Origin of the sequence: Neisseria sp. CCUG17229, from assembly GCF_047839235.1 — a bacterium.
GTDB lineage: Bacteria > Pseudomonadota > Gammaproteobacteria > Burkholderiales > Neisseriaceae > Neisseria > Neisseria brasiliensis.
Genome location: NZ_CP181247.1, coordinates 565,800 through 584,829, shown reverse-complemented (window position 1 = coordinate 584,829; position 19,030 = coordinate 565,800). Strand labels below are relative to the sequence as shown.

The window sequence follows — 19,030 nt, the reverse complement described above, 5'->3', positions numbered from 1 at the left end:
TCTGAAACATTTCAGACGGCCTCGATTCATATAAACAGCTCATTGTTTAATCAGGGAACTTCATACCCATCAATTTAATGCTGCCGTCTTTATTCAATTCTTTAATCGTCAGCTCAAATTCACCAATGCTCACGCGGTCGCCCTCCACCCATTTGGTGCTTTCCGAACGCAGCTCAAATAATTCGCTCAAGCTCAAGCTCTCTTCGTTCGGCTGCAATTTTAAACCATAAGCCTTCGCCAAATCACCGGCACGGCTGACCGGATCAAATGAAAATTCGCCAAAATAATCGAAATTCAGCAACACGCTCTTATCGGTTTCAGTAAAGTAATAGGCCATATTTTCAACCTGATCATCAGGCAGGATATACCAAGCAATGTCGTCTTTTTTCAGCTTGGTATCGCTTTGCAACTCGATTCGGTGTCCTTCTCGAATTAAGGCAAAACAGCGGCGGTCGAAGCTGGCAGAAATTGGCGCCACATCATCGGGATGCACGCCTTCTGCTTCGGATTGTTTCACCACTTTAAACGATGTCATGCGCACCGCTTCTTTTTCCGCCAACCAAATATCGCGGCTGTCGGTCGGCTCCGGCTTCGGCGGCATGGCCACTTTCAGCAAGCGCGCCATTACCGGAATGGTTGTACCCTGAATCAGCAGCGACAACACCACCACCGCAAACGCCACATCAAACAATGCCCGCGAATTGGGCACGCCCATCACCAATGGCATCATCGCCAGCGTAATCGGCACTGCACCGCGCAAACCCAGCCAACTGATGTATGCCTTTTCACGCACGCTGTAATTAAACGGCCACAAGCCGGTAAACACTGCAATCGGTCGCGCCACCAACATCAAAAATGCCGCCAATACCATCGCATCGGAACCACGCTCCAACACACTCGACGGTGTTACCAGCAAACCCAACACCACAAACATAGTTGCCTGCGCCAGCCATGCCAAGCCGTCCATGACGCGCAACACATGCTCCGTCGCGTGATTATGCTGATTGCCCACCAATACGCCGGCCAAATACACCGCCAAAAAGCCGCTGCCGCCAATCAAGTTGGTAAACGAAAACACCAGCAAACCGCCCGATACAATCATCAAGGCATACAAACCTTCCGGCAGATTCAGACGGCGTACCAACTTGGCCAGCAATTTACCGCCGATAAAGCCCATCAGCAAACCAAAGCCAATTTGCAGCAGCAACATCCACACAAACGACATCACGCCGCCCTCATCCGGCTTAACCATCATGGCAATGACCGCAGTCACCAAGAAAATCGCCATTGGGTCGTTGGCACCGGATTCAATTTCCAGCGTCGCTTGCACACGCTGATTCAAGCGCACGCCGCTGTTACGCAACAGACTGAATACCGCACCGGCGTCGGTCGAGCCGACAATCGCCGCCATCAGTAAACCAAAGCGCCAATCCACATCCAAATAAAGCGTGGTGAAAATACCCAACAAAGCTACGCTGGCAAACACACCCCATGTTGCCAACACCGCCGCCGGTTTCAAACCGATACGGAAGCTCTGAAAACGCGTGCGCAATCCACCATCCAGCAAAATCACCGCCAAAGCAAGCTGGCAAATGAAGTTGGCCGAGACAAAATTGTCAAACTCAATGCCGCCTATCCCCTCTTCACCGGCCAAAATGCCAACCCCCAAAAACACCAACAGCAAGGGCATACCCAAACGCGCCGACAGTGTGGTGGAAACCACACTCAAAAACAGCAGCGCGCCGCCGAGCAGGAATAAGATATTCATCCAATCCACGTTTTTATTTCTCCTGATCTACTGAAGGTTGATGGGGAACCGGCGATTTATTGCATCATCAGCCGGTCGCGAAGAATTTTAACACATGCATGCCATGCAATTGGCAACCACTCAAGAATCTTTTCTTTCCTTTAATTTAATTAAAGGCCGTCTGAATCATAAAAACCGCATAATTTTCAGTTATAATGTTAGGTTTCACTAAAGGCATATTCGCGCGCCACACTTCTGCCGATAAGCCGAGCTTAGCAGAAAATCATGACCTTTTTCTTTAATTAGGAACCATCCAAAATGGCTTTTGCTTCCCTGTTTACCCTGCTTGACGACATTACCGCCGTATTGGACGACGTGGCCTTAATGACCAAAATGGCCGCCAAGAAAACTGCCGGCGTGGTCGGCGACGATTTGGCCTTGAATGCCAACCAAGTGACCGGCGCTTCTGCCGAACGCGAATTGCCGATTGTATGGGCAGTGGCCAAAGGCTCGCTGATTAATAAAGTCATTTTGGTACCGGCGGCTTTATTGTTATCTATTTTCCTACCGGCTGCGATTACGCCTTTATTGATGATTGGCGGCGCGTATTTGTGTTTTGAAGGCGTGGAAAAGCTGCTGCATAAATTTTTGCATAAAAACGACGACACTGAAGCCGCTTCACATGCCAGCGATGAAATTTTTGATGAAAAAGCCAAAATCACCGGCGCCATCCGCACCGACTTTATTTTGTCGGCCGAAATCATCATCATCGCCTTGGGCGTGGTAAGCGCCTACGGCGTGCTGACCAAATCTTTGGTGATGTCGGCCATCGGCATCGGCATGACCGTGATTGTGTACGGCTTGGTTGCCATCATTGTTAAGCTCGATGATTTAGGTTTGCGTTTAATCGAAAAAGGCAGCAGCGCCGCCAAAGCTTTTGGTCGTGGCATCATCGCTTTTATGCCGTGGTTTATGCGCGCATTGAGCGTGGTCGGCACTTTGGCGATGTTCTTAGTCGGCGGCGGCATCATCGCCCACAACTTCGGTCCGGTACACGATTTCCTGCACGCCCATCATTGGGATACCGGCCTGATGGCTCAAGTGGCCAACTTGGTGGTCGGTGTACTCACCGGTGCAGTGGTGTGTGCCGTGGTCTTGCCTTTGATGAAAGTATTCCGTAAAAAACATTGATTTGCGTGCCGTGAGGCCGTCTGAAATCATGTGATTTTGCTGTAAACAACAAGGCCGTCTGAAACCTGAAACTTTCAGACGGCCTGAAATCCTTTTTTATTCTAACAACGCATGAAGATTCTCCGTAAGCTCGAAGCATATTGGCAAAAACCTCTGCTCTACTGGCCACTGGTCATCATTCTTGGCGCCGCTACGCCGCTCACCTTTGCCCCATATTATCATTTTTGGCTAATGCCGCTGCTGTTCGGTGCGCTGATCCGCCTGATTGAGCTGCGCCCGCGTGTGGCTGCTTCAACGGCTTATGTGTTTGGATTTTTTGCTTATGTGTCACAGTTTTACTGGATTCATACGGCCTTACACGAAGTTTCCGGCCTGCCAAATCTTTATGCCATTCCAATGACGGTTTTATTACCGGCATTTTTGGCACTCTACCCTGCCCTGTGTTTTTGGTTATGGAAAAAATTCCACTTTCCGCGCTGGATTAAAATCGGTATTGTGCTGCCGATTTTATGGACGCTGACCGAGTTTGCCCGCGAACGTTTCTTGACCGGTTTCGGCTGGGGCGCATTAGGCTATTCGCAAATCACCAAAACCAGCCCGCTGGCCGGCTTCGCACCCATCGGCGGCATTCATTTGGTGACCTTTGCCACCGCCTGCATTGGCGCATGGTTGGTATTGTTGGTCGATAACGCAGGCCGTCTGAAAAACCGGCTCATGCCTTTATGTTGCGGCGTGGCTTTGTGCACCGTCGGCTACATCGCCCAAGAAGCCGAATTTACCGAACCGGACGGCAGCACCAACACCGTCGCCCTGCTGCAAGGCAATATCGAACAACACATCAAATGGCAGGAAGACCAAATCGTTCCGACCATTCAAAAGTATTACGAGCAGCTGAGCAAAACCCGTGCCGACATCGTAATTTTGCCGGAAACCGCCATTCCGGAAATGCGCCAAACCCTGCCCGAAGAAGTGTTGAGCACCTTTGCCGCCCAAGCACAAAGCAACGGCAGCGCGCTGGCTTTGGGCATCAGCCAATACACACGTGATGGCAACGGCTATGAAAATGCCGTGATTAACTTAAGCAACTACAACAACACCACCGCCGAAGAAATCCCGTATTACGCCAAAAACCATTTGGTGCCGTTTGGCGAATACAAACCCTTACCCGCCATCACCAACGTGCTTTACCGCATGATGAACATGCCGCTGGCCGACTTCCGCAAAGGCGGCGAAGGCCAAGCGCCTTTGGTGATGAAAGACCAGCGTGTGGCATTCAACATCTGCTATGAAGACGGTTTTGGCGACGAATTAATCGCCACTGCCCGCCAATCCACCCTGCTGGCCAACGTCAGCAATATGGCATGGTATGGCGATTCCAACGCCATGTATCAGCAATTGCAGCAGTCGCAAGCGCGCGCGATGGAATTAGGCCGCTATATGGTGCGCGCCACCAACACCGGCGCCACCGCGATTATTTCGCCTAAAGGCAGCATCATCAGCGAAGCCGAAGCCAATACCGAAACCGTACTGGAAGGCCATATTAAAGGCTATATCGGTGAAACGCCTTACATGAAAATGGGCAGTTCTTGGTGGCTAATCGGCCTACTCAGCGCCGCAGCCTTACTGCTTTTCGCCCTGCGCAACAAGCAAGAATAAGCCCATCACTGCCCTGTTCAGACGGCCTGATAGACTGATTGTTTATCAGGCCGAGACCTTTGTAAAACCCCAGATTTGAGTACAGTTCGAAGTTATAGCAGCTCAAAAAGCACAGACATATCATGAAGATAGGCAAGCTTTCGAGCAGCGCATAACGAAGAAATGTGCCAAAGATGGGGAGTTTGCAAAGGTCTCGGAGCCGTCTGAATTTACATCACCCATAAATTGTTCTATAATGAACTATTCCCGAGTAAAATACTCAAATATTAAAAATTAATCATATTTTTAAAAATACAAAATTTAACCTATCAGATATACCACATTAACACAAAAAAGCGGTCTAATAGCCATATCAAAACAGTAGTGTTATACTGCTTCGCCACACATTCTTAAGCGCTTACCGATTATCGGCCGGCGCAGATAACAAGGAAAGCCACTTAATGATGAATAACGCTTTTGCATTACCAGTAATCCACAGCGGTAACGGTAGCTTGGAGCAATACATTCATACCGTGAACAACATTCCGATGCTTTCTGCCGAAGAAGAAACCCAACTGGCAGAACGCCAACAAAAAGGCGATTTAAACGCCGCCAAACAATTGATTCTTTCCCACTTGCGCGTGGTGGTGTCCATCGCTCGCGGTTACGACGGTTACGGCCTGAACCAAGCCGACTTGATTCAAGAAGGCAACATCGGCCTGATGAAAGCAGTGAAACGCTACGAACCAAGCCGCGGCGCGCGCTTATTCTCATTTGCCGTGCATTGGATTAAAGCCGAAATCCACGAATTTATTCTGCGCAACTGGCGCTTGGTACGCGTTGCCACCACCAAGCCGCAACGCAAACTGTTTTTCAACCTGCGCAGCATGCGTAAAAGCCTGAATGCCTTGTCGCCAAAAGAAGCACAAGACATCGCCGATGATTTGGGTGTAAAACTTTCCGAAGTATTGGAAATGGAACAACGCATGACCGGCCACGATATTGGCATCTTGGCGGACAGCAACGATGACGAAGACAACTTCGCCCCAATTGACTGGCTGGCCGATAATGAAACCGAGCCTACCCAGCAAATCGCCAAGCAAGCCCATTACGCGCTGCAAACCGATGGCCTGCAAAATGCCTTGGCACAACTGGACGACCGCAGCCGTCACATCGTTGAAAGCCGCTGGTTGCAAGACGATGGCGGTTTGACTCTGCACGAATTGGCTGCCGAATACGGTGTATCGGCCGAGCGCATCCGCCAAATCGAAGCCAAAGCCATGCAAAAATTGCGCGGCTTCTTGGCTGAAGAAGCCGAAGCAGTTTAAAACCAAAATCAAAGGCCGTCTGAATCATTTCAGACGGCCTTTTTCTATCTGTTCAACCAGTTAACTCAACCATTTTCTGCTAAAATTTAGCAATCAAACAGATTGCATAAGCCGCAAAACATTCTTTTTAAAACCAACTTACGCTATAATAACGCCTTCACGCACACTACCCTATCTTAACATTCCCATGCAACTTACCGCCGTCGGACTCAACCATCAAACTGCGCCTTTGAGCATACGCGAAAAGCTGGCTTTTGCTGCGGCAAGCCTGCCTGATGCCGTGCAAAGCTTGGCCAGCAGCGATGCGGCCAAAGAGGCGGTAATTTTGTCCACCTGCAACCGCACCGAGCTTTATTGCGTCGGCGACACCGAAGAAATCATCGAATGGCTGGCGCAATACCACGACTTGCCCGCCGATGAAATCCGCCCTTATCTCTACACCTTCGACAGCAACGAAACCGTGCGCCATGCCTTCCGCGTAGCCTGTGGCTTAGATTCGATGGTATTGGGCGAACCACAAATTCTCGGCCAAATCAAAGATGCCGTGCGCATCGCGCAAGAACAAGAAAGCATCAACAGCAACCTGAATGCCTTGTTCCAAAAAACATTTGCCGTCGCCAAAGAAGTGCGTACCGATACCGCCGTGGGCGAAAATTCGGTATCGATGGCGTCTGCTTCGGTAAAAATGGCCGAACAAATCTTCCCCGACATTGCCGATTTAAATGTCTTGTTTATCGGCGCGGGCGAAATGATTGAATTAGTGGCCACTTATTTTGCCGCCAAAAATCCGCGTCTGATTACCGTCGCCAACCGCACCCTGCCGCGCGCGCAAGAATTGTGCGACAAACTCAGCGTCAACGCCGAGCCGTGCTTGTTAAGCCAACTGCCCGACATCATGCATGAGTACGACGTGATTGTGTCGTCTACCGCCAGCCAATTACCGATTGTCGGCAAAGGCATGGTCGAACGCGCATTAAAAAAACGTCACCACATGCCTGTGTTCATGCTCGATTTAGCCGTGCCACGCGACATTGAAGAAGAAGTCAGCGAATTAAACGATGCCTATCTCTACACCGTGGACGATATGCAGGACATCGTGCAAAGCGGCAAAGAAGCACGCCAAAAAGCCGCTTCCGCTGCCGAAGCCATGGTAGAAGAAAAAGTCGGTGAATTTGTCGAATGGCAGAAAAGCCGCCAAAGCGTGCCGCTGATTCGCGCATTGCGTGACGAAGGCGAACGCGCCCGCCGCCAAGTATTGGAAAACGCCATGAAACAATTGGCCAAAGGCACGTCGGCCGAAGAAGTATTGGAGCGTTTATCCATTCAATTGACCAATAAATTGCTTCACTCGCCTACCCGTGCGCTCAACAAAGCCGGCTCTTCCGACAACGACATCATCGACACTGTTGCCCAAATTTACCATTTGGACAATCATGAATAAATCATCAAGGCCGTCTGAATCGTTCAGACGGCCTTGGCATTCCTATTGCTTTATACATGAACATCATTTCCCTTATCTACCGCCAATACCGTAAGCCTTTTCTAATTATGTTCGGCCTGACTTTGCTGTCCGGCCTGTTCGGCATCGGCGTATTAATGTTTATCAACACTTATCTGCTGCAAAGTGAAGCCGGCGCGATCAGTGGCTTGATGTGGCCGTTCGGCTTACTGTTACTGGCTTATTTGGTAGTGGCCACTTGGTCGCAAATCCGCCTATCGCGTATTGGTCATCAGTTTGTGTTTGAAATGCGCACACAGCTTTTGAAGCGGATTATGGATTCGCAAGAAGCGCAAATCCAGCTGACGGGCAAACCAAAACTGCTGGCCAGCTTGTCGAACGACATCCGCTCGTTGAGCATGGCATTTACCCGCTTGCCCGAGTTTACACAAGGCGTATTGTTTACCGTCGGTTGCAGCCTGTATTTGATGTGGCTGTCGCCCAAGCTTTTTCTGGTTACCGCTGTCGTGTTGCTGCTGATGATTGTCGGCACCAATCTGATTGTCAAACACGTGTTCCAAAGCTTCCGTAAAATGCGTGGTTTTGAAGACGAGCTTTACACCCATTATGAAACCAGCCTCGACGGTCATAAAGAGCTAACGCTCAACCGCTACCGCGCCGAGCGCTTCTATCGCGAAGACTTCACCACCGCCGCACAAAATAACCGCAGTTGGGCGGTGCGTGCCGACAGCCTACATGCCTTGGCGATTAACTGGGGCAACACCGCCATGCTGGCGGCAGTCGGCATTATTTTTTATCTGTCGGTGTATCATCAATGGGCGAGCCTGACCGATGCGGCGACCGTCACCATGACCGTTTTATTTATGCGCTCGCCGCTGTCGCAAGCCATCGGCGCGTTTCCCATGCTGATGAACAGCAAAGTGGCACTCGAAGCACTGAACAATCTCGGTTTAACGGCATACCACCCAAAGTTTCACAGCCATCATCACATGCCATCTGAATGGCAGACCATCCGTTTGGAAAATATCACCTACACCTACCCCGAACAAGGCGGGCAATCATTCGCATTGCAGCCGGTGAATCTCACACTTCGTCGCCATGAAACCGTTTTTCTCATCGGCGGCAACGGATCAGGCAAATCCACGCTGTCGATGATTTTGGCCGGTTTGTACATCCCGACTTCGGGCAAAATCTTTGTGGACGACATCGAAATCACCGAACACAACCGCGATGCCTACCGCCAACTTTTTGCCAGCGTATTCACCGATTTTCATTTATTCGACCAACTGGTCGACAACATGGGCGAAGATGCTTCGGCTGACATGATTGCCCGCTGGCTCGACCGCCTGCAATTGAGCGACAAAGTAAAACTTCAAAAAAACCGCATTCTCAACAGCAAATTATCGCAAGGCCAGAAAAAACGTCTCGGCCTGTTGGCAGCCGCACTCAAAAACCGCAGCATGCTGATTCTCGACGAATGGGCAGCCGACCAAGACCCGCATTTCCGCCGCGTGTTTTACGAAGAACTGCTGCCGCTTTTGCAGCAACAAGGCTACACTGTCTTCGCCATCAGCCACGATGACAAATATTTCCATCACGCCGAACGGATTATCTCGATGAAACAAGGCGTGTTGAGCGAATTTAATGCTGAAGAAGCGGTGAAAGTAGCTGATGAACACAGCCGTGAAGGTTGATTTCTTCTGAAAACCAATCAACAACAAAAGACCGTCTGAACAATCATGTTTCAGACGGCCTTGATTTTATTCTTAAACCTTACTCACCCAGTGCAGCCACCATCACTGCTTTAATCGTGTGCATACGGTTTTCCGCTTGGTCGAACACGATGCTGGCTTCACTTTCAAAAACGTCTTCGGTCACTTCCACGCCGTTGAGGCCGAAAGTTTCGTAAATCCATTCGCCGACGGTGGTTTCACGGTTGTGGAAAGCCGGCAGGCAGTGCATGAATTTCACTTGCGCGTTACCCGAAGCGGCCATCAGTTCAGGCGTGACGCGGTAGGCTTTGAGCAAATCGATGCGCTCCTGCCACACTTCTTTCGGTTCACCCATGCTCACCCATACGTCGGTGTGGATAAAGTCCACGCCATTGACGGCTTCTTTGGCGTTTTCGGTCAACAGGATTTTGGCGCCGGTTTCCGCCGCCACGGCTTTGGCTTGTGCCACAATCTCTTCAGACGGCCACAAGGCTTTTGGTGCGCCGATGCGCACATCCATGCCAAGTTTGGCGCCCAGAATCAACAATGAATTGGCCATGTTGTAGCGCGCATCACCGACATAAGCGTAAGCCACTTGATGAAGCGGTTTGTCGCTGTGTTCCTGCATGGTGAGCGCGTCGGCCAGCATTTGTGTCGGGTGAAATTCATTGGTCAGGCCGTTGAACACGGGTACGCCGGCGTATTTGGCCAATTCTTCAACAATTTCTTGACCGAAACCACGGTATTCGATGCCGTCATACATACGTCCCAACACGCGCGCGGTGTCTTTAATGCTTTCTTTGTGACCGATTTGGCTGCCGGTCGGCTCGAGATAAGTCACGCCCGCGCCTTGATCGCGTGCCGCCACTTCAAAAGCGCAACGTGTGCGGGTAGATGTTTTTTCAAAAATCAGCGCGATGTTTTTGCCTTTCATCTGCTGCACTTCTTTGCCTGCTTTTTTAGCGGCTTTGAGTTCAGCGGCAAGCTTCAAATAATGCAGGATTTCTTCTTGGCTAAAATCAAGCAGCTTTAAAAAATGGCGGTTTTTGAGGTTCATGGTAATCTCTCTATCGTTATGTTTTCAAATAATTCAAATCTTTTTTCAGACGGCCTGATTGTAAACAAGGCCGTCTGAAACCTTAAAACAGCTCTCCCTGCTCCATTCCGCTTTCCAAATCCAGCAAAAAACGTTTGCGCGTCATGCCGCCGCCGTAGCCGACCAGCTTGCCGTCGCTGCCAATCACGCGATGACACGGAATCAGAATCGACACTTTGTTTTGCCCGTTGGCCGCGGCAACCGCGCGGATGGCCTTTACATTGCCCAACTGCTGCGCCTGCTCTTTGTAGCTTAAGGTCGCGCCGTAGGGAATGGTCAGCAACACCTGCCACACCTGCTTTTGAAAATCGGTGCCGACCATGTGCAACGGCGTGTTGAATGTTTTCAGACAGCCTGCGAAATATTCGGCCAATTCATGTTGAAATTCATCATGATACACGCTTTTTTGCCAACTGAAATTGGCTGCCAAGGCTTGGTGCAACTGGTTTAATTCGCGTTGCAATTGGTCTTGATCGGTAAATTCGAGCAAACACAAACCTTCGCTGCTGAACACGGCCAAGATTTTGCCGATGGGCGTGTCCAACCGCGCCACGTTTAAGATGGCGGTGTAGTCATCGCAATGGGCAAAACGCAAATCGGCAGGATTCATTTCAGACGGCCTTCACTTCTTATTTCAACAATTCCGCCATCATGCCTTCATAAATCGCGGATAATTTCGGAATATCGTCTAGTAACACGTTTTCATTAAGCTGATGAATGGTGGCGTTGCTCGGGCCCAATTCAATCAATTCAGCGGCGATGGCTTTGATGAAACGGCCGTCTGAAGTGCCGCCGCTGGTGGACAATTCCGCTTCCACGCCGCAGATTTGCTGAATCGTGGCACGCGCCACGTCGGTCAAGCGGCCGGCTTGGGTCAGGAAAGGCTGGCCGGAACAAGACCATGCTAAATCGTACTGCACGCCGCAACGGTCGAGAATATCGTGCACGCGTTGTTTCAGGCTCTCCTCGGTGGATTCGGTCGAAAAACGGAAATTGAATTTGACGTTAAGCTCGCCCGGAATCACATTAGTAGCGCCGGTACCGCCGTTGATGTTGGAAATCTGGAAGCTGGTCGGTGGGAAATAATCGTTGCCCTCGTCCCATACTTCTTGCGTGAGCGCGAGCAAGGCTGGGGCAAAGGTATGCACGGGGTTCACCGCCAAATGCGGATACGCAATATGACCTTGTTTGCCCTTGACGGTTAGATTGCCCGAAAGCGAGCCGCGGCGGCCATTTTTCAGCATATCGCCCAATACTTTCGTCGCGGTCGGTTCGCCGACAATGCAGTAATCAATCAACTCGCCACGCGCTTTCAATACGTCCACAACCTTGGTGGTACCATCGTGCGCGTCGCCTTCTTCATCGGAAGTAATCAGCAGCGCAATGCTGCCTTGATGGTCGGGATGCTCGGCCACAAATCGCTCGCAAGCGGTAACGAAACAGGCAATGCTGGTTTTCATATCAGCCGCACCGCGCCCATACAAACGCCCTTCGCGCTCGGTCGGTTCAAACGGCGGCGAATCCCATTTTTCCAAAGGGCCGGTCGGCACCACGTCGGAGTGTCCGGCAAAACACAACACCGGCGCGGTGTTACCGCGGCGCGCCCAGATGTTTTTGGTGTCGCCGAAATTCATTTCTTCGATGATAAAACCGATTTTTCGCAGGCGTTCGGCCAAAAGCTGCTGGCAATTTTGGTCATCGGGGGTGACAGACGGGCGGGCAATGAGTTGTTTGGCTAGGTCTAGGGATTGGGTTTCAGTCATTTTATGCTTTATTTTCAATGGTATTTTTTAGATTGAGGCCGTCTGAAAGAAAACGCATTCCGCTGTTCAGACGGCCTGAGAATGCTTGTGATGATAACGAGATGCGCTTTATCTGGCAACTCGCAACAGGCCGTCTGAAATGGCTTTTTTATTTAAAACAGGCTTCATACAGCGGAATCAACTCTTCTATCGCATCCACAATCCATTGCTGCACATCTTGCTTGCCCAAATCTACGCGCTCAATGTGTTTGCCGATGCAGAAAAAATCGTCTGAATGCTGCAGGCTGATGTTTTCAGACGGCGTGTCGACCACGGTGGCGTAATCGGCGTATTCGTCTTCTGCACCGTGCCAAATATCAAAAGCGGCGTATTTTTGCGCGTCTAATTCGTCCAGCCATTGGTTGTATTGCGGCAAGGCAATGGGCGATACGCCGGCTTTGTAACAATGCCAATCGAGGCTGACGGTGAGGCGACGGCGGTTAAGCAACACGGAAATAATCGCGGCAGAGTCTTGGTATTGCGCGTATTTGAAATAGGCGAAAAAGTGCGCGCGCACCTGCCAGCCGTTACACCAGCGCTCGATGTGCGGCGGAGCGAAGGGTTCGCCCAAATCATCGGCCACGCGCCCAATGAGTTCGCGCCAAATCTGCCAATGGTGTTTATACGCGGCTTTGGTCGGCTCAATCATTTCCGGCGCGTGTTTTTTCATTTGGGCAAACTGATAAAAGGGAATGTCGAAAAGTTCGCTGCTTTGCGGAGTGAGCATGGGGATTCTCTTTATGGGATAAATAAACGGTTTGCGCTTTCAGACGGCCTATGGTGTGTGAAGGCCATCTGAAACCATCAAACAATCATTTCTAAGCATTATTTGCGTCTTCTCGCCGCCATAATCTCGCCGATTTCGGTCAGCTTTTCTTTCGGGATAAAGGTTTTGCCCATTTCAAACAAGGGCTCTTCAATGCCCAAATGCACATCGTATCCGGCGGTAAAGCGCTGCAATACTTCGGTGTTTAGCTGATAATCCGCATCTTTTTCCAAGCGGGCAAACTCTTCTGCCACTGCCGACCAGTTGGCATGCAGGCTCTCGTGTTGGCGCAATAATTCGTCAATGCTTTCCTGCGCTTGCGGGGCGTATTGCAACAGCAATGGAAAGAAATTTTCTTCTTCATCTTCATGGTGTAACGGCGCGGCCACGTTGAAATATTGGCTGATTTGGCGCATCGCCTGCAGCACCACATCATTGCGGCCGTTTTCAGCCATATATTCGGGCAGCATTTTTACTTGACTGCAAAAACGGCGCACTTTGTCATGACAGGCATAGAGCATATCGATGGGTTCGGCAAAGGTCACGCTTTGGGTGTTGAAGAGATTCATGATGAGGTTCCTTGTGTTCAGACGGCCTGTTGATTATGCTATGTTTTTTAAGGCCTAGGAAAGTAAAACAGCCCGCAACTAGGCAGGCTGTTTGATTCATATCGGTTGCGCAAAGATATTAGTCAACCAAAGTGATGGTACCGTTCATCAAAGCACCGTGGCCTGGGAAGGTACAAGCAAATTTGTAGTTGCCGTCTGCCAATTTAGCAGGGTCGATTTTGATGGTGTCTTCCTCACCGCCACCGATTAATTTGGTGTGTGCTACGATACGCTCATCACCAGCTTTTACATATTCAGCATCAGGACCTGCAGCCACGCCGTCTTTGAATACGCCGTCTTGGTCTTCAGCTTTGGTGATCACCAAGTTGTGACCCATGCTGGCTTTAGGCTGAGTACCAACATGTTTCAATGTGATGGTGAATTCAGAACATGCTTTGCTAACTTGGATATCTTTGGTGTTGAACTGCATAGCGTCGTTTGATTCAACCACGACTTCACAGTTACCGGCAGCAGCAGCGTCGGCAGCTGGGGCAGCCGCTTCAGAAGCTGGAGCAGCTTCAGCAGGCGCGGCTTCTGCAGGAGCAGATGCTTCAGCAGCAGGCGCAGGCTCGCTAGCAGGGGCAGCCGGAGCAGCAGGTTCTTGTGAGCAGGCCGCCAAACCGATAACAGCGGCAGAAATCAGAGCCAAATAAGCTTTCATGTATATCTCCTAATGATGAGAATGTTTCAGTTATCCAAAATATTTGTGCCAAAAGGCGCCATGCCTTCTGTGACAAAAGAGAAGTATGCGACTTTATTCTGCTATAAACTTTGATTTAAATCAAAGTTTAAATGAAGATTTACACCTGCTTACAAAATGAGAATTCATTCTATTTAATTAGGCTATTTTTTCATTGTCACACTAACATTATTTAACAAATTATCTTTGTCGATAATGCTTTTTAGCCAACTGTTCTAAGCGTTCGGCCAATTTTGGATGCTGTTCCTGCAGTTTAGCAGCGGTGTCTTCAAAACTCTGCAACGCCGCATCGCTTAATTGCAAGGTATTTTTGCGCTCGGGCTTGGGCGGTTTGGGCAACACCCGCACCTGCACATCGGCAATATCTGCGCGCAACAGCTTCAATTGCGGCAGCAGCGAGGGCAAAATCATTTTCAGGCGCGAAGAAGCCATATTATTGGCCGCCAGCAAAACCAGTTTGCCATTTTCAACACAGGCCGTCTGAAAATGCGCACGCAAGTTGGCGGGCAGGATATTTTTCACTTCCTTGTCCAACCTGTGCCACTGTTGCGCTTGTTGCAACAATGCCTGCAAATGCCGGTCGCGTTTGCCCAATTGTTCTAAATTCATGTTTCAGACGGCCTTTTTATCGGTGATTTTGTCAACGAATATTGAAATACGGTAAAACTGTCTCTATTTCAGACGGCATGACTACCTTACACTATCGCTTGTGTTAAAATCCAGCTTTCGCCACTATTTTATATCAGGCGCAGGAACCATTCATGCTGACAAACATTGCAAAGAAAATCTTCGGCAGCCGCAACGACCGCTTGCTGAAACAATACCGTAAATCCGTTGCGAAAATCAATGCCCTTGAAGCCGACATGCAGGCTTTGAGCGATGAGGCATTACAAGGGAAAACCGCAGAATTCAAACAACGCTTGGCCGATGGCGCAACTTTAGACGACATTTTGGTCGAAGCGTTTGCCGTCTGCCGCGAAGCCAGCCGCCGCGTTTTGGGCATGCGTCACTTTGACGTGCAGCTCATCGGCGGTATGGTGTTGCACAACGGCAAAATCGCCGAAATGCGTACCGGCGAGGGTAAAACCTTGGTCGCCACGCTGGCCGTTTACCTCAATGCTCTGTCCGGCAAAGGCGTTCACGTCGTGACTGTCAACGATTACTTGGCCGCACGCGACGCGGGCATTATGGAGCCTTTGTATAACTTCTTAGGCTTAAGCGTGGGCGTGATTGTGTCCGACATGGAACCTTTCTACCGGCAAACCGCTTACGGCGCCGACATCACCTACGGCACCAACAATGAATTCGGTTTCGACTACCTGCGCGACAATATGGTTACCGACCAATACGACAAAGTTCAGCGCGATTTGAATTTTGCCGTGGTCGATGAAGTCGATTCCATTTTGATTGACGAAGCGCGTACCCCGCTGATTATTTCCGGCCAAGCCGACGACAACGTGCAGCTTTATCAAGTGATGGACAGCGTTCCATCGCACTTAATCCGCCAAGAAACCGAAGACGGCGAAGGCGATTACTGGGTCGATGAAAAAGCGCACCAAGTAATTTTGAGCGAAGCAGGTCACGAACACGCCGAGCAGATCCTCACCCAAATGGGCTTACTGGCCGAAAACGACTCGCTCTACTCTGCCAGCAACATCGCGCTGATGCACCATCTGATGGCCGCTTTGCGCGCGCATACTTTGTTCCACTTGGATCAGCATTATGTGATTCAAGACGGCGAAATCGTGATTGTCGATGAATTCACAGGCCGTCTGATGGCCGGCCGCCGCTGGTCGGAAGGTTTGCACCAAGCCGTTGAAGCCAAAGAAGGCGTGGAAATCAAGCGCGAAAACCAAACGCTGGCATCCATCACCTTCCAAAACTATTTCCGTCTGTACACCAAATTATCGGGCATGACCGGTACGGCCGATACCGAAGCATTTGAATTCCAAAGCATTTACGGCTTGGAAACGGTGATTATTCCGACCAACCGCCCGATTCAGCGTAAAGACTTCAACGACCAGATTTTCCGTTCGACCGACGAAAAATTTGAAGCCGTGGTCAAAGACATCCAAGAATGCTACAACAAAGGCCAACCGGTCTTGGTCGGTACCACCAGCATTGAAAACTCCGAATTGGTGTCGCGCATGCTTACCGAAGCCGGCCTGCCGCACAATGTATTGAACGCCAAAGAACACGAACGCGAAGCCTTAATCGTGGCGCAAGCCGGTAAAGTGGGCGCGATTACTGTAGCCACCAACATGGCCGGCCGCGGTACCGACATCGTATTGGGCGGCAACCTGAAACACCAAACCGATGCCATCCAAGCCGACGAAAGCTTGAGCGATGAAGACAAAGCCGCACAAATCGCCGCGTTGGAAAACGGCTGGCAGGCCGAGCATGACCAAGTGGTTGCGGCGGGCGGTTTGCACATCATCGGTACCGAGCGCCACGAAAGCCGCCGTATCGACAACCAGTTGCGTGGTCGTGCCGGCCGTCAAGGCGATCCGGGTTCGAGCCGTTTCTACTTGTCGTTTGAAGACCCATTGTTGCGTCTGTTCGCGCTTGACCGCGCCGCCGCCATTCTCAACCGCTTGGCACCGGAACGCGGCGTTGCCATCGAACACGGCATGTTGACCCGCCAAATCGAAGGCGCACAACGCAAAGTCGAAGGCCGCAACTTCGATATGCGTAAACAAGTTTTGGAATATGATGACGTGGCCAACGACCAGCGTAAAGTGATTTACCACCAACGCAACGACATCCTGACCAACAAAGACGTTACCGACTTAACCAAAGACATCCGCGCCGAAGTCATCAGCGATTTGGTCGATGCCCACATGCCGCCGGATACCATGGAAGAGCAATGGGATTTGCCAACGCTGCAAAGCAAATTGCTGGCCGATTTCCGCCTGAATGCCGATATTGCGGGCTGGCTGCAAGCCGACAACACCTTAGACGGCCAAGATGTGAAAGAGCGTCTGATTGACCACATCGAAACCGAATACGCGGAAAAAGTTGAATTGGTCGGCAAACAGCAAATGGCTGATTTCGAGCGCAATGTTATGCTGCAAGTCATTGACAATCAATGGCGCGAACACTTGGCGGCGATGGATTACCTGCGCCAAGGCATTCACTTGCGCAGCTACGCGCAAAAAAATCCGAAGCAAGAATACAAACGCGAAGCTTTTGCTATGTTTGAAAACCTGTGGAGCGGCATCAAGCACAACATTGCGTCGCTGCTGACTTCGGTACAAATCGAGCGCAACGACACCCCTGCCGAAGACTTTTCTGCCCAACAAATCACCGATATGCAGGAAATGCATTCCGATGCGCCTGATATCGAAGAATTGCTCGGCGAATCGAAGAGCGACTTGGCTGCTGGCGCCTTCAATCCGGCCGGTAACGACTTCAGCCCCGAAGCCCTTGCTGCCAAAGGTCAAATCATTCACCGCAACGACCCATGCCCATGCGGCAGCGGCTTAAAATACAAGCAATGCCACGGTAAATTGAGCTGATTGATTAAAAATGAATCAAGGCCGTCTGAAAATATTTTGCGTTTTCAGACGGCCTTTTTATCTCGGAAAATCTATTTTGTTGCGTTTTAAAGAATTATTATGCTCAAAAATCAATCTTTTTTAATGCATCATATCAACTCATCAATCAAGGCCGTCTGAAAACAAAATCCGTTTCAGACGGCCTTTATGTTAAAATTCAGCCCATTCGTTTAACAACATTTTTAGAGCAGAATTATGGCAGGCAACACTTTCGGACAACTCTTCACCGTCACCACCTTCGGCGAAAGCCACGGCCCCGCTTTGGGCTGCATTATCGACGGCTGCCCGCCCGGATTGTCGCTGACCGAAGCCGACATACAAGCCGACCTTGATCGCCGCAAACCCGGCACCAGCCGCCACGTTACCCAACGCCGCGAAGCCGACCAAGTGGAAATCTTATCCGGCGTATTCGAAGGCAAAACCACCGGCACACCGATTGCCCTGTTGATTCGCAACACCGACCAGCGCAGCAAAGACTATGGCAACATCGCACAGCAATTCCGCCCCGGCCACGCCGATTATACCTATTGGCACAAATACGGCACGCGTGATTACCGTGGCGGCGGCCGCTCTTCTGCTCGCGAAACCGCCGCCCGCGTGGCCGCTGGTGCCGTGGCGAAAAAATGGCTGAAAGAACAATTCGGCACCGAAATCATTGGCTATGTGACTCAAGTCGGCGAAAAAGCCATCCACTTCGAAAACCTAGAATTCATCAGCCAAAATCCATTCTTCGCTGCCAATCAAAGCCAAATCGAAGAATTAGAAAACTATATGGACAGCGTGCGCAAATCGCTGGATTCCGTTGGCGCGAAGCTGCACATTGAAGCGAAAAACATTCCGGTCGGCTTAGGCGAACCGGTGTTCGACCGCTTAGATGCCGACATCGCCCACGCCATGATGAACATCAATGCCGTCAAAGGCGTTGAAATCGGTGCCGGTTTTGATTGCGTGGCACAACACGGCAGCGAACACGGTGACGAACTCACTCCACAAGGCTTTTTGAGCAATCACGCCGGCGGCATTCTTGGCGGCATTTCCACCGGCCAAGACATTCACGTCAACATCGCCATCAAGCCAACCAGCTCGATTGCTACACCACGCCGCAGTATTGATATCGACGGCAATCCGGTTGAAATCGCCACCCACGGCCGCCACGATCCTTGTGTCGGCTTGCGTGCTGCGCCAATTGCCGAAGCCATGTTGGCCTTAGTGTTGATGGACCATGCCTTGCGCCACCGTGCCCAAAATGCTGATGTTCGCGTCAACACGCCTGACATCGCCCGTTTCAAATAATCCACATGTTCAGACGGCCTATTAAGATAAATCAGGCCGTCTGAACAAATTCACACACAAAAACTTCGCCAAATCAGCCGCTTTATACTACAATGGCAAGCATTCGCCGTGTACTAGGGAGCGCACGGCTTCAGAC

The 19,030-nt window shown here is 50.6% G+C and carries 14 protein-coding genes and 1 pseudogene; 7 read left to right on the top strand and 8 right to left on the bottom strand.

The annotated features are described in order from the left end of the window. Positions 1-46 precede the first annotated feature (46 nt). The gene (locus ACM67B_RS02750; protein ID WP_416190056.1) at positions 47-1,777 is read right to left on the bottom strand and encodes a potassium/proton antiporter; all 1,731 of its coding nucleotides are present in this window, start codon (positions 1,775-1,777) and stop codon (positions 47-49) included. Positions 1,778-2,065: 288 nt separating this feature from the next. Here ACM67B_RS02750 and ACM67B_RS02745 point away from each other — a divergent pair, with 288 nt between their 5' ends. The 5 genes from ACM67B_RS02745 to ACM67B_RS02725 all read left to right on the top strand — a co-directional run bounded on the left by ACM67B_RS02745 (position 2,066) and on the right by ACM67B_RS02725 (position 9,054). Continuing rightward, positions 2,066-2,938 carry a DUF808 domain-containing protein gene (locus ACM67B_RS02745; RefSeq protein ID WP_416190055.1) on the top strand — a complete coding sequence of 291 codons (873 nt, stop codon included), beginning with the start codon at positions 2,066-2,068 and terminating at the stop codon, positions 2,936-2,938. Between the two features lie 111 nt (positions 2,939-3,049). Beyond that, on the top strand, positions 3,050-4,594 hold the full coding sequence (gene lnt, locus ACM67B_RS02740; protein ID WP_416190054.1) for an apolipoprotein N-acyltransferase: 1,545 nt from the start codon (positions 3,050-3,052) through the stop codon (positions 4,592-4,594). 443 nt (positions 4,595-5,037) lie between these two features. Beyond that, positions 5,038-5,901, top strand: coding sequence for an RNA polymerase sigma factor RpoH (rpoH, locus tag ACM67B_RS02735; RefSeq protein ID WP_095503369.1), 864 nt, complete (start codon positions 5,038-5,040; stop codon positions 5,899-5,901). A 187-nt stretch (positions 5,902-6,088) separates the two neighbouring features. Next, positions 6,089-7,342 carry a glutamyl-tRNA reductase gene (hemA, locus tag ACM67B_RS02730; protein WP_416190053.1) on the top strand — a complete coding sequence of 418 codons (1,254 nt, stop codon included), beginning with the start codon at positions 6,089-6,091 and terminating at the stop codon, positions 7,340-7,342. 56 nt (positions 7,343-7,398) lie between these two features. Beyond that, positions 7,399-9,054: a multidrug ABC transporter permease/ATP-binding protein gene (locus tag ACM67B_RS02725; protein WP_416190052.1), complete on the top strand. Its 1,656-nt coding sequence runs from the start codon at positions 7,399-7,401 to the stop codon at positions 9,052-9,054. Positions 9,055-9,133: 79 nt separating this feature from the next. Here ACM67B_RS02725 and argF read toward each other — a convergent pair whose 3' ends face one another. From argF to ACM67B_RS02690, 7 genes and pseudogenes are all read right to left on the bottom strand, one after another. After that, positions 9,134-10,129, bottom strand: a complete 996-nt coding sequence (gene argF, locus ACM67B_RS02720) for an ornithine carbamoyltransferase (protein ID WP_416190051.1) — start codon at positions 10,127-10,129, stop codon at positions 9,134-9,136. An 82-nt stretch (positions 10,130-10,211) separates the two neighbouring features. Continuing rightward, a pseudogene (locus ACM67B_RS02715) lies at positions 10,212-10,718 on the bottom strand (methylated-DNA--[protein]-cysteine S-methyltransferase); the annotation flags it as partial. Positions 10,719-10,797: 79 nt separating this feature from the next. Continuing rightward, complete coding sequence (gene dapE / locus ACM67B_RS02710) at positions 10,798-11,931, bottom strand: succinyl-diaminopimelate desuccinylase (protein ID WP_416190050.1); 1,134 nt, start codon at positions 11,929-11,931, stop codon at positions 10,798-10,800. Positions 11,932-12,079: 148 nt separating this feature from the next. Continuing rightward, on the bottom strand, positions 12,080-12,697 hold the full coding sequence (locus ACM67B_RS02705; RefSeq protein ID WP_416190049.1) for an HI_0552 family protein: 618 nt from the start codon (positions 12,695-12,697) through the stop codon (positions 12,080-12,082). Positions 12,698-12,795: 98 nt separating this feature from the next. Beyond that, positions 12,796-13,305 (bottom strand): hemerythrin domain-containing protein, encoded by a 510-nt coding sequence (locus tag ACM67B_RS02700; protein WP_416190048.1) that lies wholly within the window; start codon positions 13,303-13,305, stop codon positions 12,796-12,798. A 118-nt stretch (positions 13,306-13,423) separates the two neighbouring features. After that, positions 13,424-14,005, bottom strand: a complete 582-nt coding sequence (gene azu, locus ACM67B_RS02695; RefSeq protein ID WP_095503353.1) for an azurin — start codon at positions 14,003-14,005, stop codon at positions 13,424-13,426. Positions 14,006-14,224: 219 nt separating this feature from the next. Further along, positions 14,225-14,653 carry a DciA family protein gene (locus tag ACM67B_RS02690; protein ID WP_416190047.1) on the bottom strand — a complete coding sequence of 143 codons (429 nt, stop codon included), beginning with the start codon at positions 14,651-14,653 and terminating at the stop codon, positions 14,225-14,227. Between the two features lie 152 nt (positions 14,654-14,805). Here ACM67B_RS02690 and secA point away from each other — a divergent pair, with 152 nt between their 5' ends. Together secA and aroC are read left to right on the top strand one after the other, a co-directional pair. Then, positions 14,806-17,562, top strand: a complete 2,757-nt coding sequence (gene secA, locus ACM67B_RS02685) for a preprotein translocase subunit SecA (RefSeq protein WP_416190046.1) — start codon at positions 14,806-14,808, stop codon at positions 17,560-17,562. Between the two features lie 234 nt (positions 17,563-17,796). Then, positions 17,797-18,894, top strand: a complete 1,098-nt coding sequence (aroC, locus tag ACM67B_RS02680; protein ID WP_416190045.1) for a chorismate synthase — start codon at positions 17,797-17,799, stop codon at positions 18,892-18,894. Positions 18,895-19,030: the final 136 nt, after the last annotated feature.